The 25,985-nt window shown below is 38.2% G+C and carries 28 protein-coding genes; 27 read left to right on the top strand and 1 reads right to left on the bottom strand.

All coding sequences use genetic code 11. The features are described from left to right. The 5 genes from BUC45_RS05505 to BUC45_RS05485 all read left to right on the top strand — a co-directional run bounded on the left by BUC45_RS05505 (position 1) and on the right by BUC45_RS05485 (position 3,989). Positions 1-1,188: a TolC family protein gene (locus BUC45_RS05505; protein WP_296970868.1), complete on the top strand. Its 1,188-nt coding sequence runs from the start codon at positions 1-3 to the stop codon at positions 1,186-1,188. A 21-nt stretch (positions 1,189-1,209) separates the two neighbouring features. Then, complete coding sequence (locus BUC45_RS05500) at positions 1,210-1,815, top strand: TetR/AcrR family transcriptional regulator (protein ID WP_296970867.1); 606 nt, start codon at positions 1,210-1,212, stop codon at positions 1,813-1,815. Between the two features lie 118 nt (positions 1,816-1,933). Next, positions 1,934-2,530 carry a TatD family nuclease-associated radical SAM protein gene (locus BUC45_RS05495; protein WP_296970865.1) on the top strand — a complete coding sequence of 199 codons (597 nt, stop codon included), beginning with the start codon at positions 1,934-1,936 and terminating at the stop codon, positions 2,528-2,530. Positions 2,531-2,605: 75 nt separating this feature from the next. Continuing rightward, on the top strand, positions 2,606-3,436 hold the full coding sequence (gene rsmA / locus BUC45_RS05490; RefSeq protein WP_296970864.1) for a 16S rRNA (adenine(1518)-N(6)/adenine(1519)-N(6))-dimethyltransferase RsmA: 831 nt from the start codon (positions 2,606-2,608) through the stop codon (positions 3,434-3,436). Between the two features lie 82 nt (positions 3,437-3,518). Further along, positions 3,519-3,989, top strand: a complete 471-nt coding sequence (locus tag BUC45_RS05485; protein WP_296970863.1) for a ribonuclease H-like YkuK family protein — start codon at positions 3,519-3,521, stop codon at positions 3,987-3,989. Between the two features lie 47 nt (positions 3,990-4,036). Here BUC45_RS05485 and BUC45_RS05480 read toward each other — a convergent pair whose 3' ends face one another. Next, on the bottom strand, positions 4,037-4,825 hold the full coding sequence (locus BUC45_RS05480) for a glycosyltransferase (protein ID WP_296970862.1): 789 nt from the start codon (positions 4,823-4,825) through the stop codon (positions 4,037-4,039). Between the two features lie 101 nt (positions 4,826-4,926). On the opposite strand from BUC45_RS05480, the gene yabG reads away from it, so the two are divergent. The 22 genes from yabG (at position 4,927) to BUC45_RS05370 (ending at position 25,978) form a co-directional block, all read left to right on the top strand. Next, positions 4,927-5,790 carry a sporulation peptidase YabG gene (gene yabG, locus BUC45_RS05475; protein WP_296970861.1) on the top strand — a complete coding sequence of 288 codons (864 nt, stop codon included), beginning with the start codon at positions 4,927-4,929 and terminating at the stop codon, positions 5,788-5,790. 23 nt (positions 5,791-5,813) lie between these two features. Next, positions 5,814-7,241, top strand: coding sequence for a stage II sporulation protein D (gene spoIID, locus BUC45_RS05470; protein ID WP_296970860.1), 1,428 nt, complete (start codon positions 5,814-5,816; stop codon positions 7,239-7,241). A 158-nt stretch (positions 7,242-7,399) separates the two neighbouring features. Beyond that, a complete protein-coding gene (locus BUC45_RS05465) occupies positions 7,400-7,675 on the top strand; it encodes a Veg family protein (protein ID WP_213973800.1) in 276 nt (91 codons plus the stop codon). 100 nt (positions 7,676-7,775) lie between these two features. Beyond that, positions 7,776-8,780 (top strand): hypothetical protein, encoded by a 1,005-nt coding sequence (locus BUC45_RS05460; protein ID WP_296970859.1) that lies wholly within the window; start codon positions 7,776-7,778, stop codon positions 8,778-8,780. 277 nt (positions 8,781-9,057) lie between these two features. Beyond that, positions 9,058-9,774, top strand: coding sequence for a CAP domain-containing protein (locus BUC45_RS05455; RefSeq protein ID WP_296970858.1), 717 nt, complete (start codon positions 9,058-9,060; stop codon positions 9,772-9,774). A 318-nt stretch (positions 9,775-10,092) separates the two neighbouring features. Then, entirely contained in the window at positions 10,093-10,290 is a 198-nt protein-coding gene (locus tag BUC45_RS05450) for a hypothetical protein (RefSeq protein ID WP_296970857.1), read from the top strand. Between the two features lie 127 nt (positions 10,291-10,417). Further along, positions 10,418-12,064, top strand: coding sequence for an SPOCS domain-containing protein (locus tag BUC45_RS05445; protein WP_296970856.1), 1,647 nt, complete (start codon positions 10,418-10,420; stop codon positions 12,062-12,064). Positions 12,065-12,278: 214 nt separating this feature from the next. After that, a complete protein-coding gene (ispE, locus tag BUC45_RS05440) occupies positions 12,279-13,133 on the top strand; it encodes a 4-(cytidine 5'-diphospho)-2-C-methyl-D-erythritol kinase (RefSeq protein ID WP_296970855.1) in 855 nt (284 codons plus the stop codon). Positions 13,134-13,145: 12 nt separating this feature from the next. After that, positions 13,146-13,844 carry a GntR family transcriptional regulator gene (locus BUC45_RS05435; RefSeq protein ID WP_296970854.1) on the top strand — a complete coding sequence of 233 codons (699 nt, stop codon included), beginning with the start codon at positions 13,146-13,148 and terminating at the stop codon, positions 13,842-13,844. Next, positions 13,841-14,578, top strand: coding sequence for an NTP transferase domain-containing protein (locus BUC45_RS05430; protein WP_296970853.1), 738 nt, complete (start codon positions 13,841-13,843; stop codon positions 14,576-14,578). Before BUC45_RS05435 ends, BUC45_RS05430 begins: the two co-directional genes overlap by 4 nt. 11 nt (positions 14,579-14,589) lie before the next feature. After that, the gene (gene purR, locus BUC45_RS05425) at positions 14,590-15,399 is read left to right on the top strand and encodes a pur operon repressor (RefSeq protein WP_296970852.1); all 810 of its coding nucleotides are present in this window, start codon (positions 14,590-14,592) and stop codon (positions 15,397-15,399) included. Positions 15,400-15,622: 223 nt separating this feature from the next. Beyond that, positions 15,623-15,880 carry a septation regulator SpoVG gene (gene spoVG / locus BUC45_RS05420; protein WP_296970851.1) on the top strand — a complete coding sequence of 86 codons (258 nt, stop codon included), beginning with the start codon at positions 15,623-15,625 and terminating at the stop codon, positions 15,878-15,880. Between the two features lie 146 nt (positions 15,881-16,026). Beyond that, positions 16,027-17,424: a bifunctional UDP-N-acetylglucosamine diphosphorylase/glucosamine-1-phosphate N-acetyltransferase GlmU gene (gene glmU / locus BUC45_RS05415; protein WP_296970850.1), complete on the top strand. Its 1,398-nt coding sequence runs from the start codon at positions 16,027-16,029 to the stop codon at positions 17,422-17,424. After that, positions 17,414-18,355 carry a ribose-phosphate pyrophosphokinase gene (locus BUC45_RS05410; RefSeq protein WP_296970849.1) on the top strand — a complete coding sequence of 314 codons (942 nt, stop codon included), beginning with the start codon at positions 17,414-17,416 and terminating at the stop codon, positions 18,353-18,355. The genes glmU and BUC45_RS05410 overlap by 11 nt, the downstream gene beginning before the upstream one ends. Positions 18,356-18,538: 183 nt before the next feature. Next, a complete protein-coding gene (locus BUC45_RS05405; RefSeq protein ID WP_296970847.1) occupies positions 18,539-19,174 on the top strand; it encodes a 50S ribosomal protein L25/general stress protein Ctc in 636 nt (211 codons plus the stop codon). Positions 19,175-19,217: 43 nt separating this feature from the next. Beyond that, on the top strand, positions 19,218-19,787 hold the full coding sequence (pth, locus tag BUC45_RS05400; protein WP_296970846.1) for an aminoacyl-tRNA hydrolase: 570 nt from the start codon (positions 19,218-19,220) through the stop codon (positions 19,785-19,787). A 194-nt stretch (positions 19,788-19,981) separates the two neighbouring features. Then, entirely contained in the window at positions 19,982-20,353 is a 372-nt protein-coding gene (locus BUC45_RS05395) for a hypothetical protein (protein WP_296970845.1), read from the top strand. A gap of 140 nt (positions 20,354-20,493) precedes the next feature. Then, positions 20,494-23,352: a sigma 54-interacting transcriptional regulator gene (locus BUC45_RS05390; RefSeq protein WP_296970844.1), complete on the top strand. Its 2,859-nt coding sequence runs from the start codon at positions 20,494-20,496 to the stop codon at positions 23,350-23,352. A gap of 89 nt (positions 23,353-23,441) precedes the next feature. Then, positions 23,442-23,927 carry a PTS sugar transporter subunit IIB gene (locus tag BUC45_RS05385; RefSeq protein WP_296970843.1) on the top strand — a complete coding sequence of 162 codons (486 nt, stop codon included), beginning with the start codon at positions 23,442-23,444 and terminating at the stop codon, positions 23,925-23,927. 11 nt (positions 23,928-23,938) lie between these two features. Then, positions 23,939-24,697, top strand: coding sequence for a PTS sugar transporter subunit IIC (locus BUC45_RS05380; RefSeq protein ID WP_296970842.1), 759 nt, complete (start codon positions 23,939-23,941; stop codon positions 24,695-24,697). Continuing rightward, positions 24,694-25,521: a PTS system mannose/fructose/sorbose family transporter subunit IID gene (locus BUC45_RS05375; RefSeq protein WP_296970841.1), complete on the top strand. Its 828-nt coding sequence runs from the start codon at positions 24,694-24,696 to the stop codon at positions 25,519-25,521. The genes BUC45_RS05380 and BUC45_RS05375 overlap by 4 nt, the downstream gene beginning before the upstream one ends. Before the next feature lie 70 nt (positions 25,522-25,591). Then, positions 25,592-25,978, top strand: a complete 387-nt coding sequence (locus BUC45_RS05370) for a PTS sugar transporter subunit IIA (protein WP_296970840.1) — start codon at positions 25,592-25,594, stop codon at positions 25,976-25,978. Positions 25,979-25,985: the final 7 nt, after the last annotated feature.

Genomic DNA, 25,985 nt, shown 5'->3' with positions numbered 1-25,985 from the left:
TTGCCTAAAAAAGTAATTTCCCTAGTATTAACACTGGCAATAGTTTTTTGCACACCGCTGATGGTCAATGGCCAGGAAAAAACCTCATTTAGCATTGATGAATGTGTAGAGATGGCATTGGAAAATAATACAATGCTCAAAATAAAGGCTTGGGATTTAGAAAAATCAAAGGTGGAAAGAGAAGAGGCGGTACAGACATCAAAAAAAATCGACCGAGCAAAGGACGAATTAAAAGAAATTTCACTTCCTGCTATCCAGGACCCCATTAAACAAATAATTGCTGGAATGAGAATTGCGGAAGCCGAAAGTGTGGTATATAGCTTTGAGGGCGCTCAAGGCAAAGATGTAGCTCCAAGGCTTAAAGAGGCCGAAGAGCTTATCGCCAAGAAAACTTTAAACTTAGAAGAGCAAAACCTCAGAATTAATGTGGAGCGGACATATTACAATGTGCTTATGGCTGAAGATAACCTAAAAAATGCAAACCTCCAAGTCGAAAGATCTAAAGAGCAATTGAAAAATGCTCAGGTAAGTTTTGAAAATGGTGTTGTGGCTAGGGACTCTCTGTTGATGGCGGAAGCGGGGCTGTCTCAATCTATGCAAAATCTTTATACGGCAGAGAAGAACTTAGAACTTGCTCGCATGAGTTTAAACAAATTGATGGGGCGTGAGCTTTCCGCCCCGCTGGTATTGACAACGCGTTTTAAGTATAAACCGGAAACTCCTACACCTTTAAACGATATGATACAAGATGCCTTAAAACTTCGCCCTGAAGTAGTTCAGGCGCGGGAAATGGCAGAAGTGACCAAGCTAAATGCAGTTACTGCTTTAAGATATTATGCGAAAAATACTTATATTTATCGAAAGGCTGAAACTGATGCAAAGAAGGCAGAGTTAGGTTTAAAAGAAGCTGAGGAATCAATAAAGCTTGCGGTCAATGCTGCTTATCTAAATGTGCAAGAAGCCTCCCAAAAACTAGCATCTGCAGAAAAGATAAAAGCAGCGGCTGAAGAAACCTATAGAATAGTAGACTTGAAGTATAAGTCACAGATGGCTACCACTGCAGAACTCTTAGAGGCTAATGAAAAACTTTATGGAGCACAGCTTTTATATACATCCAGTGTATTTGACTATAACGTCGCAGTGGCAGAGCTTGAGTGCTGGGCTGGTAAGGGTTTGGAAGAAAGGTAGCTTCTATGTGGAGGTGACGTTGTGAAAATAAGTGAGAAAAAGGAAGAAAAGCGTTCAAGAATATTAGATGCTGCGGCTGCTGTTTTTTCAAAAGAAGGTTACCATCAGGCGAAGGTTGAAGATATAGCCCGTATAGCCGGAATAGGCAAAGGCACAATATATCTGTATTTTAAAAATAAAAGGCATCTATATTACTGTATGATAAAAGAAATATATGATATTTTTCTCGAATCAATATATACACAAATCGAATGCGAAAATGATTTAAAAAAGGCACTAAAAACCATAACAGAATATACCTTTGATTTTTTAGACAGTCACAAGGAGATGGCTAACTTACTAATCAATCGGCCAGGCACGGTAGATGAGGATATACAAGCATGGCTATTTGCTCAGAAACAAAAAATAGTTGATTTTTTAGCACAGATAATCAAAAAATATGCTGATAGTAACAACTGTGATAGGGATTTCGATTCGACTCTTGTCGCTCATTGCTTTTTAGGAGCACTTGCAGCACTTATGGCAGAGAGGCTGTTTGGATATAATAAAATCGATTCGGCAAAACTAACAGATAAAATGCTTGATATATTTTTTCATGGAATACACAATTCATCTGTTCAAGTATAAAAAAGCATCGTCCTTTATAACCACTCTTTGTTGTCATTTTACGACGATTATGTTAAAATAGGCTTGTTATCAATTTATTATATTTAAATGTTTAATTTTATTGGACGGTGCAAAAAGAATGATATCTTATAAATTGGGGGATTCGCTGTATTTAAACATTACTAATAGGTGTACAAATAATTGCGAATTTTGTATACGACAATATGGACCCGAAGTGGGAGGATACAATCTAATATTGGATAAAGAACCCACAACCAAGGAAATCATCGATGCAATAGGTGACCCTACTGAGTATAAAGAGGTGGTTTTTTGCGGATATGGCGAGCCTCTCTTGCGGATACAAGTAGTGGTTGATGTGGCCAAACACCTGAAGAAAAACTATCCGAATGTGCCTATAAGAATCAATACTAACGGTCAGGCCAACCTGATTTATGGAGAAGATGTGACGCCGCATTTTGAAGGTCTGGTAGATGTTATTTCCATAAGCCTGAATGCGGAAAATGCAGAAAAGTACAATGAGATATGTCATCCCGAGCATGGGGAGGATGCATTTTATTCCATATTAGAATTTATTCGGAAATCTAAAAATCATGTTCCTAAAGTAGTGGTATCGGTAGTTGATATACCGGAAATAGACATCGACAAGTGCCGCAAGCTTGCCGAAGAACTTGATGTTGAATTTAGAGTTAGATATTATGAAAAAAAGATAGGTTAACCTATCTTTTTTTCATAACAACTGGCAGATATAGCCTTTTGAAGGGGGAGTTAAGCCATTGATACGAAAAGCATAATGAAAAAGTATAATATAAAGGCCGATAAGCGGCTGGGACAGCACTTTTTAGTAGATAGCCGGCCGCTTTTATCCATGATTGAAGCGGCACAGCTTTCGCCGGAAGACGAGGTGTTGGAGATAGGGCCAGGGCTGGGAGTGCTTACTCTAGAACTTGGCACAAGGGCCAAGCGTGTCGTAGCTGTTGAAAAAGACAGACAATTAATACCGGTGTTGGATGATTTGACCAGAGATTTCAAAAATATTTGTATATTAGAAGAAGATGTGCTAAAATTAGATTTGGAGAAAATGAGTGAAAGCCTTTTTGACGGCAGGTTTAAGGTGATAGCTAATCTCCCATATTATATTACCAGTCCGATTATTATGAAAATCATAGAAAACCGTAACTTGGTAACGCTTGCGGTTCTGATGGTTCAAAAGGAAGTAGCTCAGCGCCTTACAGCTTGCCCGGGCAAGAAGGATTACGGAATTCTTTCAATTGCGGTTAAGATGTATGCTGATGTAAATATGATATGTACAATAGGCAGGGAATCGTTCCTGCCGCCGCCAAAGGTGGAATCGGCCGTGGTGCGATTGACGCTGCGGCAGGAACCGAGGGTCCAGCTTAAAGATGAAAGGTTTTTTTTCAAGGTGGTTGAGGCAGCCTTTGGTGAGCGAAGAAAGACTATAAAAAATTCTCTAAAGAGCAGACTGGCTCTTGCCGGCACAGACATTGATATTATAGATAAAGCCTTAGAAGCAGCGGGTATAGATGCTCTGCGCCGAGGCGAAACTCTCTCGATTGAAGAATATGCAAGGCTTGCTGAAGAACTTCAAAGATATATAAGCTAGCTTATGCAACAAAATTATTCAATGCTCGTAATATATAAAAGGCAGTAAGTATATACCTTGTATTAAGGATGGGATGATAATCATGAACTTTATTAACCCTACAAAAGGCAAAATGTCTATCCAGGAAATGGTTCAGGATATTGTAGCTTTTATGGAAGAAGAACCTTCCACATCATATAAGCTTATAATCGGTACCGATTCCCAGTCCAGAGAAGAGTCATGCTTTGTTACTGCCGTGATAATTCACCGAGTCGGGAAGGGTGCCCGCTACTATTACTACAGAAAATACATGTCACATGTTAAAAACTTACGCCACAAAATATTTACAGAAACTTCCATGTCATTGGATGCGGTAACCCAGTTAAAAGAAGAGATGGCAAAGACCCGCTATAAGGATATGGATGTAGAAATCCATGTGGATATAGGTCAAAACGGTGATACCAAAGAGCTTATTCGAGAAGTCGTGGGCTGGGTCATGGGCAGCGGATTCAAGGTCAAAATCAAGCCTGATGCCTGTGGTGCCACTAAAGTAGCTGACAAGTATACAAAATAGAAATCAAGCGGCATTTTCTACGCAAAGGAAATGCCGCTTTCATTATTTTAAGTCATAGTCAAGAATTTCTCCAATATATCAAAGCGCCTAAAGGGGTTGTAACCCTGGTATTCTTTGTTTAAATAACAGCGAGTTCTAGGTTTGCCGCGAAAGTAGTTTATGGCTTCTATAGTATCGCCTATTATTGTATCTGCGATTTTTTTTGCGTGAGAGTAATTTCGTATTTTTGAACCAAGCTGTTTTTGAGGCAGCTTTGTTGGTACATCAACGGAAAGCCCCTGCCGTACGGCAAAAGCTAAAACGACCGGTGGCACGGCAAAATCCCGAAAATCTACAAGCTCTAAAAGCTTACGAGAAACGGCATGAGGTCCATGTGAAGGTGTGGCTACTCCGATTTTATCGTAAAAGCCTAAGTTTAAATTCAACAATGTTCTAAAAAATAAAGTCTGTTCGGCTAACGTGCTGCTGTAATTTAATTCGGGATAGCAGTCAGTCATGGCTAAATCTGTCATATTCGTTGTTACCGCATATATAAGCTCATTTATCTGAATACGTATATTTCCCACCAAATCACCATCGACAAAAACCACACAAGCAGCACCGCCCGTATAAGCCTGGTAGGCTCCTATCGCCCTTGGAATATCTATACCCAGCTCCTTGGCAAAATAAAGAATTTCCACATTTTCCATATTTAATGCCTTTATTTCCTGCATGGTATCATCTTGTGACCCGTTTACCACGACAACGATTTTTTCTACCGATGTTTGCTGCAGCAAAGTGAGAACCTTGCCGATTCTTCCCTGCTCATTTTTTGCAGGAACTACGGCAACATTCATTTTTTTCACCTCATTACATATATGCTCACATCCCCCCTCCTACCATCATATTATGTAATAAGCTTATCAAAGGTGAAATATAGGAAAGCGGGGGAAAAAGAATGGCAAAAATCAAAATAGGAGATGTAGTAGCACGTGCATCCTACAACAAAGATGTATTTTTTAAAGTAGTGGATATCTTTGAGGAAAAAGGTTATTGCACATTAAAGGGCCTTAACGTCAGAGTCCTTGCCGATGCACCTATCGATGATTTAATTTTGCCTACATCCACTGAAATTAGGGAATATAAAAAAGACTATATTAAAAAAAGCAATGAATCCATGGAACGAATTTTTTATCGTAGAGAACTGGAAAAGCAAAAGCGCGTTGTTCGCAGTGAATTAGAAGAGAACAATGGTTTTTTTGATGTTCCGGGGATAGTTCTGCACATAGACGGTGATGAGGAGTATTTGGATTTGTGCCTTAATACTTATAGACAATTGGATATAGAAGCATATGGCATAAGCTTGCTTGAAAGAGAACAACCAAAGAAAATTCACAGTTTGCTAATAAAATATAATCCTGACATTTTAGTTATTACGGGCCATGATGGCTTGCTCAAAGAAAAGAAGGATTTTAGCGATGTGAATAATTATAGAAATTCTAAATATTTTATTGAAGCAGTACAAAATGCCAGACGTTTTGAGCCATCCCTGGATGACCTGGTGATATTTGCAGGAGCCTGCCAGTCACATTATGAGGGAATTCTTAGAGCGGGAGCTAACTTTGCAAGTTCGCCGCATAGGGTGTTTATACATGCATTGGATCCGGTGTTTATAATTGAAAAAATAGCTTTTACTTCTATAAATAAAATCATTTCCGCACGAGATATAATCGATGCAACGATAACCGGTATTAAAGGCATTGGCGGCGTTGAAACTCGGGGCAAGTTAAGGGAAGGTCTTCCACGATCACCCTATGAGTAATTTGACTATCGGTGGTGAGATACATGACTTTTGATTATGAAGAACTTACCGTAAAACTCTATGATACTAATAAACAAGAAGCCCGTCTTGTTGATTTAAAGGAGTATGTTATTGGAGCCGTGTCTGCGAGCATGCCTCCGGAATTTCCTAAAGAAGCCTTAAAGGCTCAAGCCATATGCTGCAGGACACTGGCCGTAAAACGAATGGGAATCTTCGGAGGCAGCGGGTGTAAACGGCAGCCGGGCTTTGATGTTTGCAGCGATTCCTTGCACTGCCAGGGCTTTATGGATATAGATGAGCGGCAAAGGACATGGGGGGGTCGCTATGAAGAGTTTGCAAAAAAAATTGAGTCGGCAGTAGAAGAAACATCAGAAATCATCATGGTGTACAATAATAATCCTATAGAAGCAGTATACCATGAAGCTTGCGGAGGATGCACAGAGGATTCGGAAAATGTATGGGGAAACAAGGTCAGCTATTTAAGAAGAGTAGAATGTATTTATTGCAAGGATTCACCTTACTGGAATATTACAAAAAATTTTTCAATTCGGGAACTAAAACGCCGATTGGCAATTAATTTTGACGAAAATCTTTCAGAAAAAAACGAAATTATAGGGCTGCTGGATAACATAGAATCCACAGCTTCAGGCCGCATTAAAAAAATACGCATAGGAGATATGGTTTTCAATGGTGAGGATGTAAGAAACCTGCTTGGCCTTTCTTCAACAAAATTTACATGGAAAGTATCCGGGCTTTCGTTTGACGTGATGGGAATGGGAAACGGTTTGGGGCTTTGCCAGTATGGTGCACGCGGCATGGCTTTATTAGGATTTCCCGTAGATGAGATTTTAAAGTTTTATTTTACAGGTGTTGACCTTAAGCAAGTAGAAAAACCCACATATTTAAAACCGCTCATAGGCAAAACAATAGTAATTGATCCGGGACAAGGCGGCAGCAGCGGTAAATCAGGCCCTATGGGTTTGTCGGAAGGATATGTAAATCTTGAAATAGCAAAAGTTGCTGCAGAGGGCTTTGAGCAGTGTGGGGCAAAAGTAATTTTAACCCGCAACAAAAACGAGTTTGTAAGCCTTTCTGAGAGAGTGCAAATTGCAAATAATAGTAAACCTGATATTGCTATAAGTATTCAACAGAATTTTTTCTTTGATGATGCGATAGGTGGGACAGAAACCTTTTACTATCCCGGCGATGCAGAAGGGAAAAAGATATCTGAATACATTCATAGGAAGCTTATAGCAACACTGATGCTCAAAGATATGGGTGCTAAACCTGCAGATTTATACGTACTGAGGGAAACTAACAGCCCGTCAGTCATGTTAAATATTGCTTGTTTAAGTAATCCTGAAGAAGAACGACTGCTTTCCGAGCCGCAATTTCGTCAAAAAGCTGCTAAAGCAATAGTAGATGGAATTAAAAATTATTACCATGATTAAATAAATTAAATTGCTATTTTTACGCGTAAAGCGATTTTTTTGCCATCTTGGGTATTGACAAAACTCACCATGACTGATAAAATATCCTGTTATTTGACATTTCGACAATTAGGTGCTATAATATACAGTGTATTTTGTATTTTTTGTGAGGTGAGGTTATGGCTTCGGCTGATGCACTTAGAAAAATCCGTAAAGACGTTGAATCACATGTAGGTAAAAGAGTGAAACTCCGGGCCAACCGTGGCCGTAAAAAGACTTTTGAAAAAGAGGGTATCCTCGAACAGGTTTATCCCAGTATTTTTATAGTGAAAGTTACCGAGTCACCGGAATTTGTAAGAAGAATTTCTTATAGTTACTCTGACATACTAACTGATACAGTAGAACTTACGGTCTTGACTAATGATGAACCGAAACTAAAATGTAATTCACTTTAATCCCGAATGTTCGGGATTATTTTTTTTGCGGGTTAAATAACACAATTATCCCCTTTCACCAATATATATAAATATATAGGCGGTGAAAGGGGGATTTTTTATGCAACAGCTTCAGCGTATTTTAAGGCAACACGAAAAAAAGATATTAAGCTTGGAAAATGTGGTGGGTTTAGGGTTGGGGTATAAGACGATTCGTGGCAGAACTACCAACAAACCGGCTATTATTGTCCTTGTAAAAGAAAAAATTCCTGACGAAAAGCTCTCTAAAAATAACATAATACCCAAAACTTTAGGGGACACCCCAACTGATGTGATTGAGGTGGGCGAGATTAGACTTCTTGCGGCCAGAGTAGAAAAAGCAAGGCCTGCTAAGCCAGGGATGAGCATAGGCCATTATAAAATTACTGCAGGGACTTTTGGAGCATTGGTAGAAGACCAAAAAACGGGTAAACCGCTCATACTTTCAAATAATCATGTGCTTGCAAATGCTACTGATGGAACTGACGGCAAATCAGCAATTGGAGATGCTGTGCTGCAACCGGGAGCTTATGACGGTGGAACTTCCTCCGATGTAATAGCATATTTGGAAAGATTCGTACCGCTTGTAAAAAGCAGCGGAGCCAGCCACTGTGCCATAGCCAACGGCTTTGAAAAATTAATAAACAGTATTCTCAAAATTGTAAAGCCTGACTATCAAATTAATTTTATTAAAAGGACATCTTCTAAAAATATGGTCGATGCGGCTGTAGCCAGTCCCATTAAAGCAGAGTATGTAGCTTCGGAGATAGTCGGCCTTGGCGAAATAACTGGAATAGAAGAACCGAAAATCGGAGCAACAGTTCAAAAAAGCGGTCGCACCACAGGGGTTACTACGGGTCAAATAAAGGCTATAAACGTAGTGACAAAGGTCATTCTAAGTCCTAAAGAAGAAGCAGTCTTTTATGAGCAAATTCTCGCAAGTCCTATGGCAAAACCAGGAGACAGCGGCTCAATAGTAGTTAACGATGAAATGAAAGCAATAGGTCTCCTGTTTGCCGGTTCCGACCAGGCTACCTTAATAAATCCGATAACAAATGTTTTAAAACTACTTCAAATAAAATTGTAAGGTATCTAAGTATATGATGTTATCCAAAAGATGTGTAAAATGGCAAAAAGATGAGATAAATGTGGATAAATTAACCACCATGGCATTTAATTAAATAATTTTAACAAAATCTGAATTATATACTACTTGTTACACCTGAAAAGAGGACTGCTGCTATAATTAAGGTATTCACGGTTTGTCGAATACAGTGGATAAATTATATAATAGTGATACCATAGGATGGAATTTTTGGATAAATTCTTAAATCCTGTGCAATACCTTTCAAAGGAGGCAATATATGATGCAATATGTTCACAAAAAAGCAGCAGTCATTCTTCTGCTTGCACTTGTGCTGGTTATGCCGGAGGTTGCCGGTGCCGCTACGTTGTATAATGTTAAAGTTACAATCAATGGTCAGACTCAAACGTTTAAGGTTCCAATCGATTTAAACTCTATCACTTCAGATTCGGCCAAGACTTTCAAATTTGTTTATACATATAAGGACGGAAAGTGGATACTGACTTCGCAAGAAAATATTCTCCCCGATAAGACAAAACCGACAGAGACTTTACCGGTAAAACCTAGTGAACCGCCGAAGCAAACTACAAACGAATCGGAGATAAAAGGCCTTACTGCTGATGAAAACAAGATGCTGGAATTGGTAAATGCAGAAAGGGAAAAAGTAGGTCTTGCGCCTCTTGAAAATGATATGAGGCTTGTAGAGATTTCTCGCAAAAAAAGTAAAGACATGATAGAAAAAAATTATTTTGCACATACCTCTCCTACATATGGCACTCCCTTTGATGCCTTAAAGAACAATGGCATTAGCTACAGATATGCAGGTGAGAACCTGGCAGGCGCACCGACAGTACTGCAGGCTCATACAAGTTTGATGAACAGCTCGGGCCACCGTGCGAACATATTAAATCCTAACTTTACTCACATCGGTATTGGAATTGTCGATGGAGGACCATATGGCAAGATGTATACGCAGACCTTCATCGGAATTAAATAAAGACCTGCGAATTATATTTGCCGGTTAAATATAAATATACAAAAAGGAGCTGCTGCACCGCAAATTGTTTTATTTTGCTGTGCAGCGGCTCTTTTTTTATTTACTGCTGCGATTTATCCACATGTATTGTGGATTTTATGTGGATAACTTGTTGATAATGTGGATAAACCAAGATATTTCAAGATTTTAAGCTGATTAAAAATATTTATTATCGTCTTTTTTTACTCACCTTTTCAATATCAGTTCATATTATATTATTGAACATGTATTGCTGCTTTTAGTGTTTTAAAAAAGTCGATGGGAAAGGAAGAACACTAGATGAATATACTTATATTTATCATTTTTGCCGGCGTCATTTTAGTGGTGTTTTACTTGTTTTCAAGAAAGCTTTTTATAGATTTTCCTAATAGACCAGTAGATTTGGAGGAAAGTAAAAAGTTTAAGCTGTTGCAAAAAAAAGAAACCGATGAAAAAGCAAAACAGAAGGAAGAAAATAAACCTGATGATGCCATATAAAAGCAAAAAGCAAAAACAAAGCAAGTCTTTGCTAAAAAGAGTATTTTTTTAATCTGTAACATATTTGGCAAGCTCAACATATATTATATGAGTAAGGGTGTGCATTATTAGAGAAAGGAGGATTTAAATGGGTGTAGTATTGACTAAGGAACGGGTCAGGGTTGACCAGGTAGTAGGCGAAGACAGGACTCAAACTATTGTAGAAGGTACAATAATATTGCCTGATGTAAAACCGGACATAGAACGGGTAATATCGGTGGATGCTACCCTGGACACCGAAAAATTAGATACAGAGATTCTTGATTCCAAGATAGGCAAAGTCATAGTTGAAGGAAATATCGATGTAAATGCAATGTATGTAGCTATTGTGCCTGAAGGACAGCCGAAGCAACCGGTTCATTTTGTAGAAGGGCAAGTTGATTTCAGCTTTTTCGTAAAGATTCCCGGAGTTACAAAGAACATGGATGTGCGCGTCAGAGCAAAGATCGAACATATCCAGCACAGCTTCGATCCAAATCGGCCCAGAGAAATCAAAGTAAGGATTATTGTTATGTTCTTGGTAAAAGTGACCAGACGGGTAGAAATTGAAATAGTTACCGATGCTTATGGGCCGGAAGATTTACAGGTACTTAAAAAGACCTTGCGTATTGAGGATGTCATAGGAGAAGCACGAGCTCAGAATATCGTCAAAAGTGATGTGGGAGTACCGGAAGAAAAGCCTGATATTGAGCAGGTACTCCAGATTGAGGCCAAAGCCCGAGAAACATCTACTAAAATTATTAAAAACAAGATTATTATTGAAGGTGTTTTGGAAGTCGGAATTTTATATGTTGCAATAGCCTCACAGGGGCAACCTCTGCAGCCGGTGCATTTTATGGAGGTTGAGATACCGTTTACTCAATTTGTAGAAATACCAGGTGCACAAGAAGGCATGGCAAAGTTTGTAAGAGTAGAAGTGGAACATATCAAAGGGCGCAGAAAAGATGAAAGAAGTATAACAATAGAAGCAATTTTAAAAATAAGGGCAAAAGTTTTCGAAACCAGGATTATGCAGATTGTTGTTGATGTTTTCAGCCCATCTGAGAAACTTGAGGTAGAAAAAACCCGTTTAAAACTGGATCAAGTTATTGGAGAAGATGAAAACGAGATTGTCATAAAAGATGTGCTCAGTGTGCCTGAGGAAAAACCTGATATTGAGCAGATTTACAGAACAAATTGTAAGGCCAAGGTTACCGAGGCCCGGATATTGGATGGCAAAGTGGTTGTAGAGGGAGTAATTACACTGGAAACCCTTTACGTAGCAAATGTTCCAGAGGGTGCACCACAGCAGCCGCTGCATTTTATGGAACACGAGGTTGATTTTACTACTTTTGTTGAGATTCCCGGTGCCGAAGAAGATATGATGCTTGACTTTGACGTATTGGTAGAGCACTGCTCATCATCCACAATACCCAATGAACCTCGGAGGTTTGAAGTCAGGGCGGTTCTAGGCCTTTTTGCAAAGGTAACCGAGATGATTCAAATCGATATAGTTGTAAATGTAATAGAACCAGAGGAAGAGGAGAAGGAAGAAAAAGAAGAAAAAGAAGAGAAAGAAAAAGAAAAAGAAAAAGAAAAGCCTTCCATGACCATATACATTGTTCAGAAAGGAGATACACTCTGGCTCATAGCCAAGAGATACAATGTTACCATAGAGTCCATAGTTTCCGCAAACAACATTGCAAATCCCGATGCGATCATGCCCGGCCAACAGTTGATCATACCGAGAGTATAAAAATGTTTGAAAAATATAATTTCCGGGAGCATATTAAAACTATTTTTAAGTAGTTTTCCATGCTCCCTTATTATGTACATTTATAGAAAAACTGAAAAATATTTTTTAATCACAACAACACTTTAGTTTTTTAAACTAGCAGGATTTTAAGGTTTTTTGTGAAATATATAAATATGGATGTTATTATTACTTTGCGTTGAGAGGGGAAAAGTTGTTGAAGAAATTGGATATAGATGCAAGGGGCAAGATAAACTTGACCCTTGATGTGCTTTTTAAAAGACTTGACGGCTATCATGAAGTTGAAATGATTATGCAAACAATTGCATTAAAGGATATAATCTCAATAGAATTACTTTCTCAGCGCGATATAGTTTTAAACACAAACTGCAAAAAACTGCCTCAAGATGAAAGCAATCTGGCTTACCAAGCTGCCGAGCTCATGATGAAAGAATATGAGCTTGATGCTGGGGTGTCAATCGATATACACAAAAACATCCCATTAGCGGCAGGACTGGCAGGAGGCAGTTCAGATGCGGCAGCGGTTATTATAGGTATAAATGAGCTTTTTGAGTTAAAAATACCTAAGGACGAGTTAATGACTTTGGGAGAAAGAATCGGTGCAGATGTACCTTTTTGTATTTTGGGCAAAACCGCTTTTGCACGCGGCATAGGTGAACAACTGACTCCTTTAAAATCCCTATCGGGCCTTAGCATACTTCTTGTAAAACCACCATATTGCATTTCTACAAAAGAGGTATACAATAGACTGGATGTAAAAAACATAAAAATCCGACCAGATACAAAAGCTATGATAGATTATATAGAGCATCAGGATATCGATAAAATAGCTTCAGGCCTTTGCAATGTCTTGGAAGAAGTTACGATAAGACTTTATCCTGAGCTTGGCGATATAAAAAAACGCATGTTAGAAAAAGGAGCATTGGGCAGTGTTATGTCGGGCAGCGGTCCCAGTGTTTTCGGCATTTTTGAAAATATTCGGGATGCCAAAAGAGCGGCTGATGATTTTGCAGGTACAGATAACTGGATTTTTGTGACCAAAACGGAATGAGGAGGATGTATTTTGAGCAATAGATTTTCTACGATAAAATTGGACAACTATAAACCCCTTAGGGATTTGGTTTTCGCAGCAATGAGAGAGGCAATTTTAAGCGGTAAGTTAAAACCGGGTGAAAGGCTAATGGAGGTTCAACTGGCCGAAGAAATGGGAGTTTCCAGAACGCCTGTGCGTGAAGCCATACGAAAGTTAGAACTTGAAGGCTTGGTAGTTATGGTTCCCCGCAAAGGTGCCTATGTGGCGGGACTTACCTTAAAAGATGTTGCTGAGGTCTTTGAAATTCGCAGCAGCCTAGAAGGCTTAGCTGCAGCTCTGGCAGCCGACCGTATTACTGATGAAGAAGTTAAAACCCTTGATAATATATTAAAAGAAATCTCTGAAGCCGTAGGGAGAAACGATATAGATAAAGTAATTGAAAAAGATGCTGAATTTCACCAAATATTATTCAGTGCTTCGAGAAATAATAGGCTTGCCCAGATGATAAATAACCTAAAAGAACAGATAGACAGATTCCGTGTTCAGTCTTTTAGCAATCCTGTTCGGCTAAAGAGTGTTTTGTCAGAGCATAAAGAAATCTTTGATGCTATAAAACAAGGGGATATTGAAAATGCTGAAAAACTTGCCAAAGAGCATATTTATAAAGTAGAATACAATGTGATGAATATACTTAGAAAGCAAATGGATTTTGAGGAGGAACCATTATGAAGGCCCTTATTTTGGCCGGTTCACAAGAAGATTGCAATTTAAGCAAATCCTGTTGCAACAAAGCACTTATCAAAATTTGCGGCAAAGAAATGATAAAGTACATAATCGATGCCATGAAAGCGTTGGAGTTTATTGATACTATTGCAGTTGTGGGGCCTAAGGAAGAGCTTTTGCCCCTTGAGAATCATGTGGATATAATTGTTAACGGTGGGCCTTCAATGACGGATAATATATTAAAGGGTGTCGAGATTTTTCATGACGATGATTTGGTTTTAATCTCAACCTCAGATATTCCTATGATAACCCCTGAGGCTATCAGAGATTTTGTAGAAAAATCGCTAAAATCTGATGCGGAATTTTATTACCCAATAGTTCGAAAAGAGGCAAATGAGAAAAAATACCCGAAAGTTAAGCGTACATATGTGAAGATAAAAGACGGCACATTTACCGGGGGCAACTTAGTGATTGTAAAAGTCAGTACAGTAAAAAAATGTATAAAACAAGCCGAAAACTTTATGGTCTATAGAAAAAAGCCGTGGAAGCTTGCGCAGATACTGGGAATAGGTACTATATTTAAGTTTTTAATGGGTACACTTACCATTGAGCAGTTGGAAAAGCGTGTGTCAGATTTGTTTGGCATAAAGGCACAAGCAGTGATTAGTGATTATCCCGAGATTGGAACCGATGTAGATAAGGAAAGTGATCTTGAACTTGCCGAAAGAGTACTAAGCTAGGGGGATTTTACATGAGGCGCAGTGATAGGATTGCTCTGATTTCAAAAACGCTGTCTGAAAACCCAAACAAGGTTATTTCTCTCAACTACTTTGCAAAACGACTTGGTGCAGCCAAGTCCTCTATAAGTGAAGACTTGGATATTATTAAAAACGCTTTTATAAATGCGGGCGAAGGAGAAATTGTTACTATTCCCGGGGCATCAGGAGGGGTGCGCTATCGCACTCAAAGGTCCAAGCAGGACATACAGAATTTTTTACAAGACTTTTGTAAAATCTTACAGGAAGAAAAGCGAATAATTCCCGGAGGTTATCTTTATATGACCGATGCCGTATTTTCGCCAGTGTATTCGCGCATCATTGGAGAAATTTTTGCCCAACTGTTTATTGACCGCAACCCAACCCATGTGCTGACGGTAGAAACCAAGGGCATACCAATAGCCATTATGACGGCGAGAGCCTTAAATGTTCCAATGGTATCAGCTCGAAGAGATAGTCGTGTAACAGAAGGACCATCGGTTAGTATCAGTTATGTATCCGGGTCCGGTCAAAAAATTCATAATATGTCCCTTGCTAAACGAGCACTGCCGGAAAATGCTAAGGTTTTAATTGTAGATGATTTTATGAAAGGCGGCGGTACGGCTCGTGGGATGATGGAACTTGCGGCGGAATTCAAAGCTGAAGTAATAGGTACTGCTATGGTAGTTACTACTGCTGTGCCGAAAGAGAAGCTTGTAAGGGATTTTACATCACTTTTGATTCTAAAAAGAATAGATACAAATGAGGGAAAGATTTATATTAATATAAATGACAAATTATTATAAGACAATATTTTACAATACCGCCAATTATTACATCTTTCACAGCGGGCTGAGGTGCTTGGAGGAGTAAATATAATTTTATTTTAATCTTATGAAGATATTAGGAGGATTTTTGACTTTTTTATAGAAATTTTAACACAAAAGTATTAAAATACTTAGTGTATAATTTATTTATTGCCAGGGGCAAGACTTAATTACACTAAAATTTTCCCAGGAGGTAGCGCCGATGAATATTACCGATGTCCGCATACGTAAAGTTGCAGAAGGGGGAAAGATGAAAGCGGTTGTATCTATTACTTTCGATGACGAGTTCGTGGTGCATGATATCCGTATAATAGAAGGTCAGAATGGCCTGTTTATTGCTATGCCCAGCAGGCGAACTCCAGATGGAAAATTCAAAGATGTTGCACATCCCATTAGTGCCGAAGCAAGGGCAAAGATACAGGAAACGATTTTAAATCATTATTATAGTGCAATAGAATAGATTTGGGACATCTTAGGATGTCCCTAGTTTTTCGAAATACTCAAAAATTAAAAGCAAACGTTATTTACATTGGAAATAAGCTTTAAAAAGATAAATGCATAGTTGATTTATAAAAGTGGATTTTAAGAAAGCTTAGGAGGGTTATGATGGAGGATTTTACGGCTGTAATTCTCGCAGCAGGTGAGGGAACCCGCATGAAATCCGATATACCTAAAGTGCTGCACAAAGTCTGCGGGCTACCTATATTGACACATGTGATAAATGCAGCCAGATATGCGGGAGCAAACAAAATAGTCGTGGTAGTCGGCAAGGATTCCGAAAAGATAAGAGAAACCTATGCAAATGAAGATATTGAATTTATAATTCAAAAAGAACAAAAAGGCACCGGCCATGCATTGATGCAAGCACAAAGCGCTGTTAAAGGCAGTACCCATTTTGTCGTTTTATACGGGGATATGCCTATGGTTACAGCGGAAAGTATCGAAAAAATGGCATGCTTTCATCGAGAACGAAACGCTAATGCTACGGTGATGACGGCAAAAGTTGCCGATCCTACCGGTTATGGCAGGATAATAAGGGAAGGCGGCAGAGTCCTTGATATTCGAGAGCATAAAGATGCCAATAGACAGGAAAGGGCAATCAATGAGATAAATGCTGGTTTTTACTGTTTTGATACATTATCGGTATTTTCCGCTCTTTCAAAAGTAGGGAATAATAATCGCCAAGGCGAATACTACCTTACTGATGTTGTGAAAATTTTAAATCAAGAAGGCAAGAAAGTAGTTGCTTTTGAGCTTGAGAATCCTGAGGAACTCCATGGGATTAATAACCGACGCCAATTAGCCGAAGTGCAGAGTCTCATGCAGAAAAAAATCATTGATGGCTGGATGGATGAAGGCGTAACTTTTATCAACCCCGGTACATGCATGGTGGATTGCGAAGTTAAAATCGGGAAAGACACTACTATTTATCCTGGAGTTATGTTAGAAGGCAAAACCCAGATAGGAGAAGGCTGCACTATCATAGGCCCTAGCCGTATAAAAGATACTGTTATCGGGGACTGTTGCGAAATAAGCATGAGTCAAATCGATGAATGTATTCTAGAAGAAGGTGTCAAGATTGGTCCTTACTCCAATCTTCGACCGGGCTGCAAACTTTCTTCGAAGGTAAAAGTGGGGGATTTTGTAGAGCTTAAGAATGCAAAAGTTGGCGAAGGCACTAAAATACCGCATCTGTCCTATGTAGGGGATGCAGTTTTAGGAAAGCATATAAATATCGGTGCCGGGGTGATTTTTGTAAATTATGATGGATACAAAAAACATCAGACCGTGGTAGAAGACAATGCCTTTGTTGGATGCAATTCAAACCTGGTAGCACCGGTTACCGTAAAAGCCGGTTCTTATGTAGCGGCAGGGTCCACCATTACCAAAGAAGTGCCGGAGGACTCCCTAGCCATAGCTCGTGCAAGACAGGAAAATAAAATAGGATGGGCTGCAACACGAAATCACAATTTAAAAGGAGGAGTAGAAGGCGATGGAAAGTAGGCTAGAGGTTTTTACGGGCAATGCCAACCCAAACCTTGCCAAAGAAATCGCAAAACACTTAGGTATATCTTTGGGTGACTCATGGGTCGGTACCTTTAGTGATGGGGAAATACAAGTAAGAATAAAAGAAACGGTAAGAGGGGCAGATGTATTTGTGGTTCAGCCCTTTTCTTACCCGGTGAATGACAGTATCATGGAAATGCTTATAATGATTGATGCTATGATGAGGGCATCTGCAGGCCGTATAACTGCCGTTATACCATACTACGGCTATGCCAGGCAGGATCGCAAAGCTCGTTCCCGTGATCCAATCACGGCTAAAATGCTTGCAGATATACTTACTGCTGCCGGAGCAAACCGCGTGCTCACGATGGATTTACATGCCGGACAAATCCAGGGATTCTTCAATTTCCCCGTAGACCACCTAAAGGCTATGCCTATTTTAGCGGATTATTTCAAAAATAAAGGCTTAACAGATGTAGTGGTTGTATCTCCTGATGTTGGTGGTGTAACTCGGGCTAGAGAGTTGGCAGACCGTTTGGTTACTCCCCTTGCAATCATCGATAAGCGCCGCCCTGAACCAAATGTAGCCGAAGTTATGAACATAATAGGAAAAGTTTCCGGTAAAACTGTAATTATAGTGGATGATATGATAGATACGGCGGGCACCCTTACTTTGGGGGCTCAAGCTCTTATTGAACGGGGAGCCAAAGCCGTCTATGCCTGCTGCACGCATCCGGTACTGTCAGGCCCTGCTATAGAAAGATTGAAAGCAGCTCCTATAGAGGAAGTGGTTGTGACGAATACAATACCACTGCGTGAGAGTCAAAAATTAGACAAGATAAAAGTGCTTTCGGTAGCACCTCTTTTCGCAGAAGCAATATTGAGAATTCACGAAAACAAGTCACTTAGCACCTTATTTGATGACTGAGGATTATAAAGTCAATGGGCATTTACTATGATAGCGTTTTTCTATTAAAAACTTGCCTTAGAAGTAAATGACGAGTATAATATAGAGGATACCGACAAAGGACGAAGGATGACCATGCCTTAATATTTAATGGATACAAAAGAGGATATGGCTAAAATAGAGAGAATGAGGAGGGATACTATAATGGAACATCCAGTTTTAACTGCGGCAGTTCGCCAAGCTGCAAAGAGTGAAAATAAAAAACTCAAGAGAGAAGGCAAAGTTCCCGCCGTAGTATATGGTAAAGGATACGAAACCACGAGTATTAGCGTTGACGACAAGGAACTGTCCAGAATTTTGAAAAGCAGGGGTGAAAGCTCCCTTATAAATCTTGAACTTAACGGTGAAGCATTTCCAGTGCTGATAAAGGAAGTTCAGAGGAATGCTTTAAAAAATTCTATGGAACATGTAGACTTTTTTAAAGTATCAATGGATGAGGAAGTTGAATACAATCTACCTATCGTCCTTAGAGGTGATGCAAAGGGAATCAAAGAAGGCGGTGTACTGCAGCATCAGAAACGAGAAGTTACCGTAAAATCGCTGCCTAATGATATGTTGGACAACATAGAAATCGACATTTCCGATATGGATATTGGTGATACGCTGACAGTGGCAGATTTAAAAATCGGAAACAAGAATACTGTTCTTGACGACCCGGATGAAGTTATTGTTTCAGTGCTTGCACCGAAACTTGAAGAAGAAGAAGAAGTTGAAACTCCGGAAGAAGGCGAAGAACCAGAGCTTGTTGGAGAAGATAAAGAAGAGCAGGAAGAAGAATAAGGGCGAAGCGCCCTTATTTTTTCCGTTGAGGGGGGATTTTAACTTGTTTTTGATAGTCGGCTTAGGAAATCCGGGAAAAGAATATGAAAATACCCGACACAATGTAGGCTTCATGACCCTTGATGTAATAGCAGAAAAACTAGACGTAAAAATAAATAAAGTAAAATTTAAAGGACTGCTGGGTGAAACTATGTATAACAAAGAGAAGATTTTGCTGCTAAAGCCGCTTACATTTATGAATCTATCAGGTCAGAGCGTTGCCGATGCTTTAAATTTTTATAAAATTCCTTTAGAGCAGCTCATAGTGATTTATGATGATATGGATTTGCCCCTAGGCCGTTTGCGCATAAAACCTGATGGCGGCAGCGGCGGTCATCGAGGCATGGATTCAATAATATACCAAATAGCCTCTGACAAAATTTGCCGAATCCGCATAGGAATAGGCAGGCCCGATGAACAAAAAGACCCGGTGGGTCATGTTTTAGGCAGGTTTTACGGTGAAGAAATTGAAAAAATCAAAGCTACTATAGAAGCAGCAGCGAAGGCAGCTCTTTGCATAGTATCTGATGGTGTTGAACAAGCAATGAATATGTACAATGGGTTTGAAGCATAGTGTGAAAAAGAAGTGTATATTTAGTATACCCTTCTTTTTTTTAATTAATAAATGCACAATGACCGCTATGATTTTATGAATAATAAAAACAAAATCGAGGAAAATATAAATGTAAAACAAAATTCATAATCAGAAACGGTTACAAATAAACAACATAAGACTTCAGCAAAAAATTCAACTGGGAGCGATGTAAGATGAAAGGATTGAAGATTGCAGGACCTAAGCAAGGAGGTAGAAGCATAACCATGTCAATGCTTAAACGCTTTTTTTGGGGCTTGGGAGCTGCAACCCTTACCTACGTTGTAGCACCTAAAATGAGAAATATGGCAGAACCAGTTGTAAACAAAGGCATGGACAATATCAAGAGCATGGCCGAAAAAGGAAAGCAGACTATCGAAAATTACAAATCTCGCTACGAAGACGAAGCAAACGACATGACAATAGACACTTCCCTAGGACAGGTTAAAATCCACAATGACATAATCTCAAACAAAATAAATGCACTTCAAGAAATGGTCAATAAACTTCAAAACGAAATAAACCAATTAAAGAATGGGAATATTTAGGAATATTTAGGGACGGTTCCAAATTATTCACTCAAACACTTAAATGCTCTCTGTCACGCACTCAGGGCATTTTTTTTGTCCTTTACACTTACTGTTCTGATTGATATCATACAATATATAGGGCAGGAAGGAGGGGGACAGTGACTAATAAAGAAAAAATATACAGACTAGTTAAAAAAGGAACTGATTGTTCTAAAGACAATTACACGGATAACCCTATTGGAGTTACGGCCGAACAAATTGCTAAAACTTTAGGCCTGAAACGTAATTACGTAAGTTCTTTGCTCAATGAATTAAATCGGGATTTACAAATTATAAAGGTAAATACACGACCGGTATATTTTATAGATAAAAATATTTTTGAAGAACAAACCAAGAGAAAGCTTTCAGGAAGTCTAATTTATGAAAGCTTTAGTGCACTTATAGAAGAAAATTCGAACCAAAAACAGGAAGACCGATCAGTGACGCCAAACATCAGCCAAAATCCCTTTTCAAAATTTATCGGCTTTGACGGCAGTGTAAAATATCAAATTGAGCAGTGTAAAGCTGCTGTGAAGTATCCGCCAAATGGGATACCAATATTGATAAACGGTCAAACCGGCACCGGCAAGAGCTTTTTAGCACAACTGATGTTTGAGTATGCCATGCAGCAAGAAATAATACCGCCGGAAGCACCATTTTTAATCTTTAACTGTGCCGAATATGCCAACAATCCAGAACTGCTTTCTGCAAACCTGTTCGGATACTCAAAAGGAGCATTTACAGGGGCAGAAAGGGATTTTAAGGGAATAATAGAACAGGCAGACGGAGGGTATTTATTTCTTGATGAAATTCACAGACTGCCTCCGGAAGGTCAGGAAAAGCTGTTTTTGTTTATGGATAAAGGCATATTCCGGCGCATAGGGGAAAGCAGCGGTTGGCGAAAAGCCAATGTGCGATTTATTTTTGCAACTACTGAAAAGCCGGAAGTATTTTTACTAGATACTTTTTCAAGAAGAATTCCCATAGTAATCACCATACCGGCACTTAAAAAACGGCCGCTGGCAGAAAAGATAAAACTTATTTATATATTTTTTAAACAGGAAGCTCAATCGCTGAAAAAGGATTTACGCGTCAGCCAGCAGGCCTTAAAAGTTTTTGTAAATTCCGATTTTAAGGGCAATGTAGGGCAGCTCAGAAATGATGTAAAGTTTACCTGTGCAAGAGCTTATAATGATTATTCTAATGAAAAAATAAATACTGACTGTATTGATATTAACCTTATGACACTTCCGGAACATTTATCAAATAACTATGTTACAGATGAAAAATTGAAAGAGGATGCTGCTGCCAAGATATTAACAGAGGATTTGATTGTTAAAGCTTACGAAGATGACACACCTGATATTTTTTCTCTAATAAATAAAAAGCAGGCTGAGGCTTATAAAACATTTTTTAATAGTATTGTCCAATTTTCAAAAGCTCTCCTGAGCAAAAATAAGCATGAAATAATTTTAGATAAACTTGCAGTTACTATAGATGATTTTTTCGATCATTTAATATTGGATAAAATGCAGTCTTATGCTAAAGATGACACTAGGAATTTAAGGTTCGGCACGATTTTAACGGCAATCCATGATGCATTTGAAATAGTAAAGAATAAGTATAACTTTAAGTATTATGATAATATCGGCTATAAGATTGCCGGATTTATTAACCAGTCTATTGAGTATAGATACTTAATCGACCTGAATGGCTATGATAAAAAATCGAAGAAATACCTAGAAGGTATTGTGGGGATTTTTCCACAAGAATACGGTGCCACTGAAAAAATTGAGAATTTTTTAAAGACAACATTAGATATTTCCTTAACGCCCTTTGAGGTTTACATAATAACACTTTATTTGCTCAGCATGAAAAAATCCGATATACCTAAGAGGCCAAAGGCAGTAGTGATAGCTCATGGCTTTTCAACTGCAAGTAGCATAGCAAATGTTGCCAATCATCTTTTAGGTGAAAATATTTTTGAATCTTTTGATATGCCTGTTGATGTTAAAACTGAAGAAATAATAAAACAACTTAAGCAGTACATGCAGGAAGTTGATACATCTTGTGGCATAATTATTTTAGTGGATATGGGCTCTCTGGAAGAAATATATGATGGCCTTGAAAGTATTTCTGATGGTGTCATCGGAATAGTAAACAACATAACTACACAGCTAGCTCTAGATGCAGGTAGCCAAATCTTACAAGGCTTTAGTGTGGAAGATGTAATAAAAAAGATAACCCAAAACCATCGACTTAACTATAAACTTATAAAACCTGCAGGCAAAAAGAAAAAGGCTATAATCACTACATGTATAACTGGTATAGGTACAGCAATGAGAATCAAGGACCTAATGATAAAAAGCCTTGGTAAATACTCAAAGCTATTGGAAGTAATAGCTGTTGATTATCTAGAATTAAAGAATAAGGGGTTAAAAGCTGGCTCATTAAATAATTTTGATGTTATTGCAATTATAGGCACCAAAGACCCTGAAGTAGATATGGCTCCCTATTTCTCCTTAGAAGATATCATATCAGGCAAGCGGGAAGTAGAGTTTAGTGAACTATTTAAGAATATTATTCCAACAGATGGTATAAATCAGCTTAATCAATCTGTAATCAAATATTTTTCCCTAGAGAGTGTGTTAAACCACATTACAATCCTAAATCCTGATAAAATAGTGGACCAGGTAGAAGCAGCTATGGAAATCTTACAATATGAGCTAAAAATGAACTTTTCTAACAATGTTAAAATATGCCTGTATATTCACTTAAGCTGTCTTATTGAGAGATTGGTTACAAAGACGCAGATTGATGACTATAATGTTGAAGAGATAGAAGCTTTTAAGAAGAGTCAGCAGGAATTCATAAATATTGCAAGAAAAAGCTTTAGTGTCATAGAACGGCTTTATAGTGTCAGTATTCCTTTGACTGAAATTTATTTCATTTATGAGATTCTAAGAGGGAAGCTGTAGCCTTTTATAAGAGTTTTTGCCAGATGGCGTTAACGTCATCTGGCATTATTTTTGCTATAAATATAATGTTAAGGAAGGGGGTGAATGTAGTGAAAGTTAAATTATTACGAACTGACGATAGGCTAATTCATGGACAAGTAATGGTTAGATGGATCAGTTACCTTAAACTTAAAAATATTTTAATATTTGATGATACTATTGCCAAGAATCCAGTAATGGCTTCTATATTTAAACTTGCTTGTCCTAAGGATGTAAATCTAATAATCAAAACATTAGATGAAATCGAAGATGCTAAAACTATTTTAAAAGGTCTTGAAGATAAGACAATTATTCTTACCAAGAGCCCCATTATTATGGAACAAGTTTTGAAAGGAGGTGTATCTTCGGAGCTTGGATATAATATAGGCCCTATAAGTAGTAAGGCTGGGGCAAAAAAAGTAACACCTTTTTGTCATTTAATGGATGACGAGATTGAGGCTCTTAAAAGGATTAGTAAAACTGGTATAAAAATTTTTTTCCAACAGGTACCTAATTCAGAAATACTATATTGGGATCAAATAGAAAATAAATTCTGAGGTGAGATAGAATGCAACTTTGGCAGGCTTTATTGATAGCTTTATTAGGTTATCTTGGTGCGAACCAAACACCTTGGTTTTTCAGTACTACAGGTGGCTGGTACGTTTTAGGAAGACCGTTAGTAGCTGGCACGTTGATAGGGTGGATATTAGGCGATGTGCAGACAGGGGTTTTAGCGGGAGCGGCAGTTCAAGCCATGTATATAGGTTTAGTAACTCCAGGCGGTGCTATGCCGGCAGATATAAACTTCGCTGCATATATTGGGATTCCATTAGCATTAGTAAGTAATGGGAGTCCAGAATACGCCGTTACATTAGCTCTTCCATTAAGCTTTATTGGTGTTGCTATTTTTAATTTAACTATGAGTCTTAATGCATTTTTTGTTCATAAAGGTGATAAATACGCTGAAGAAGGCAATGTAAAAGGTATTGCATTGATGAACATAATGGGGACATTACCTACATTTATATTACGTTTTTCCATAATTTTTTTAGCTTGTTATTACGGTGCACCTTTTGCAGAGGAATTGACTCAGGTGATGCCTGAAATCTTAGGCAAAATATTTATAGCTTTGGGTGGTATTCTGCCTTCAGTTGGCTTTGCTCTTTTATTGCAACAAAGTTTAAAAGAAAATAAGATGATAGTCTTTTATCTACTAGGTTTTGTAATATCTGCTTCTTTGAATATGACTATACTATCTATTACTACATTAGCTATAGTTATAGCAGTTCTCGATGTAGCATATAGAAAGGAGGAAGCAATTCAATGAAGAAAAACTCGGATGAAGTAAAATTAACTAAGAAAGATTTAAACAAGGCTTATTTAAGATGGCAGTTCTTTTGCCTATCAGCACAGAATTTTGAACGTATGATGGCATTAGCATTTACTCATACAGTTGGTCCAATCTTAGAGAAGTTATACAAAGATGATCCTGAAGAAATTAAGAACGGTTTAAAAAGACATATGCAATTCTTTAATACTGAACCTCAACTTGGGACAATAATTCCTGGAATAGTAATAGCTCTTGAAGAAGCGAGGGCTAAAGGGCAGGAAATAACTGAAGAATTAATAGTCAGTACCAAAAATGCTCTTATGGGACCCTTCGCAGGGTTAGGTGATTCTATAATTGTAGGCACATATATTCCAATTCTATTAAGCATTGCCCTAGGCATGTCAAAAGGCGGTAGCCCAATGGGGGCAATTTTCTACGCACTAGTATATCTTGGAACAATGATTCCTCTACGCTATCTTTTATTTATGAAAGGTTATGAATTGGGCTTAAGTGCGGCAGAGAATTTTCTTGCAAAAGGCTTAACTTCTAAAGTATCTCAAGCACTTAATACTATAGGGTTGATTGTAATTGGCGGTGTATCAGCACAATTTATCAAGGCTCCTGTAGCACTTATCTATAAAACTGGTGAAATGGAAGTTTCGATTCAGGCTATTTTAGATAGCATAATGCCTAAGATGTTGCCCCTTACAATAGTTTTAAGTGTGTGGTATCTTATAGATAAGCGTAAATGGACAGTGGGAAAGGTATTTCTAGGTTTATTTGTCTTAGCTGCAGTGTTTGTTTTTCTAGGCATTTTTTAAAATAATTAATAAGCGGGAAAAGGCTAGTCTTTTCCCGCAAATTAGTATAGTTAAATAAGGAGTGAAATAATTGACTGCAATAATTATTGTTACACATGATGCACTTTCTGATGCTATTATAAAAACGTCAAAGGCTATATATGGCACCATAGACAATATACTAGCAGTAAACTTTGATGTCAATGAGGGGTTAGATACATTGACAAGCAAAATAGAAAATGCCTATAAGCAGTTAGATACAGAAGATGGTGCTCTTATTTTAGTTGATATTTTTGGAGGCACTCCAATGAATGCTTCCTTATTTGCTGCTACAAAACTTCAAAATGTAAAGGTAATAACTGGTGTTAACATACCTATGGTTTTAGAAATACTTGGAAGTAGAGAGAATTGTAGTATGAGTGAGCTTGCAGAGATTGCTAAAGATGCTGCAAAAAGTGGAATAAGAGTTGTAAATTAGAAAATAT

It is taken from the genome of Tepidanaerobacter sp. EBM-38 (assembly GCA_001896545.1).
Classification (GTDB): Bacteria; Bacillota; Thermosediminibacteria; order Thermosediminibacterales; family Tepidanaerobacteraceae; genus Tepidanaerobacter.
Note: the sequence above shows the minus strand (reverse complement) of the source record. Positions and strands in the feature narration are given on the sequence as shown.

Coding starts and splice junctions, on each gene's coding strand:
- BUC45_RS05375 (WP_296970841.1), top strand. CDS start 24,694: ATGAAGAAAAACTCGGATGAAGTAAAATTAACTAAGAAAGATTTAAAC.
- BUC45_RS05485 (WP_296970863.1), top strand. CDS start 3,519: ATGAACTTTATTAACCCTACAAAAGGCAAAATGTCTATCCAGGAAATG.
- BUC45_RS05480 (WP_296970862.1), bottom strand. CDS start 4,825: ATGAATGTTGCCGTAGTTCCTGCAAAAAATGAGCAGGGAAGAATCGGC.
- BUC45_RS05445 (WP_296970856.1), top strand. CDS start 10,418: ATGGGTGTAGTATTGACTAAGGAACGGGTCAGGGTTGACCAGGTAGTA.
- BUC45_RS05495 (WP_296970865.1), top strand. CDS start 1,934: ATGATATCTTATAAATTGGGGGATTCGCTGTATTTAAACATTACTAAT.
- BUC45_RS05450 (WP_296970857.1), top strand. CDS start 10,093: ATGAATATACTTATATTTATCATTTTTGCCGGCGTCATTTTAGTGGTG.
- spoIID (WP_296970860.1), top strand. CDS start 5,814: ATGACTTTTGATTATGAAGAACTTACCGTAAAACTCTATGATACTAAT.
- BUC45_RS05465 (WP_213973800.1), top strand. CDS start 7,400: ATGGCTTCGGCTGATGCACTTAGAAAAATCCGTAAAGACGTTGAATCA.
- spoVG (WP_296970851.1), top strand. CDS start 15,623: ATGAATATTACCGATGTCCGCATACGTAAAGTTGCAGAAGGGGGAAAG.
- yabG (WP_296970861.1), top strand. CDS start 4,927: ATGGCAAAAATCAAAATAGGAGATGTAGTAGCACGTGCATCCTACAAC.
- BUC45_RS05380 (WP_296970842.1), top strand. CDS start 23,939: ATGCAACTTTGGCAGGCTTTATTGATAGCTTTATTAGGTTATCTTGGT.
- BUC45_RS05405 (WP_296970847.1), top strand. CDS start 18,539: ATGGAACATCCAGTTTTAACTGCGGCAGTTCGCCAAGCTGCAAAGAGT.
- purR (WP_296970852.1), top strand. CDS start 14,590: ATGAGGCGCAGTGATAGGATTGCTCTGATTTCAAAAACGCTGTCTGAA.
- BUC45_RS05460 (WP_296970859.1), top strand. CDS start 7,776: ATGCAACAGCTTCAGCGTATTTTAAGGCAACACGAAAAAAAGATATTA.
- BUC45_RS05410 (WP_296970849.1), top strand. CDS start 17,414: ATGGAAAGTAGGCTAGAGGTTTTTACGGGCAATGCCAACCCAAACCTT.
- BUC45_RS05455 (WP_296970858.1), top strand. CDS start 9,058: ATGATGCAATATGTTCACAAAAAAGCAGCAGTCATTCTTCTGCTTGCA.
- BUC45_RS05395 (WP_296970845.1), top strand. CDS start 19,982: ATGAAAGGATTGAAGATTGCAGGACCTAAGCAAGGAGGTAGAAGCATA.
- glmU (WP_296970850.1), top strand. CDS start 16,027: ATGGAGGATTTTACGGCTGTAATTCTCGCAGCAGGTGAGGGAACCCGC.
- rsmA (WP_296970864.1), top strand. CDS start 2,606: ATGAAAAAGTATAATATAAAGGCCGATAAGCGGCTGGGACAGCACTTT.
- BUC45_RS05430 (WP_296970853.1), top strand. CDS start 13,841: ATGAAGGCCCTTATTTTGGCCGGTTCACAAGAAGATTGCAATTTAAGC.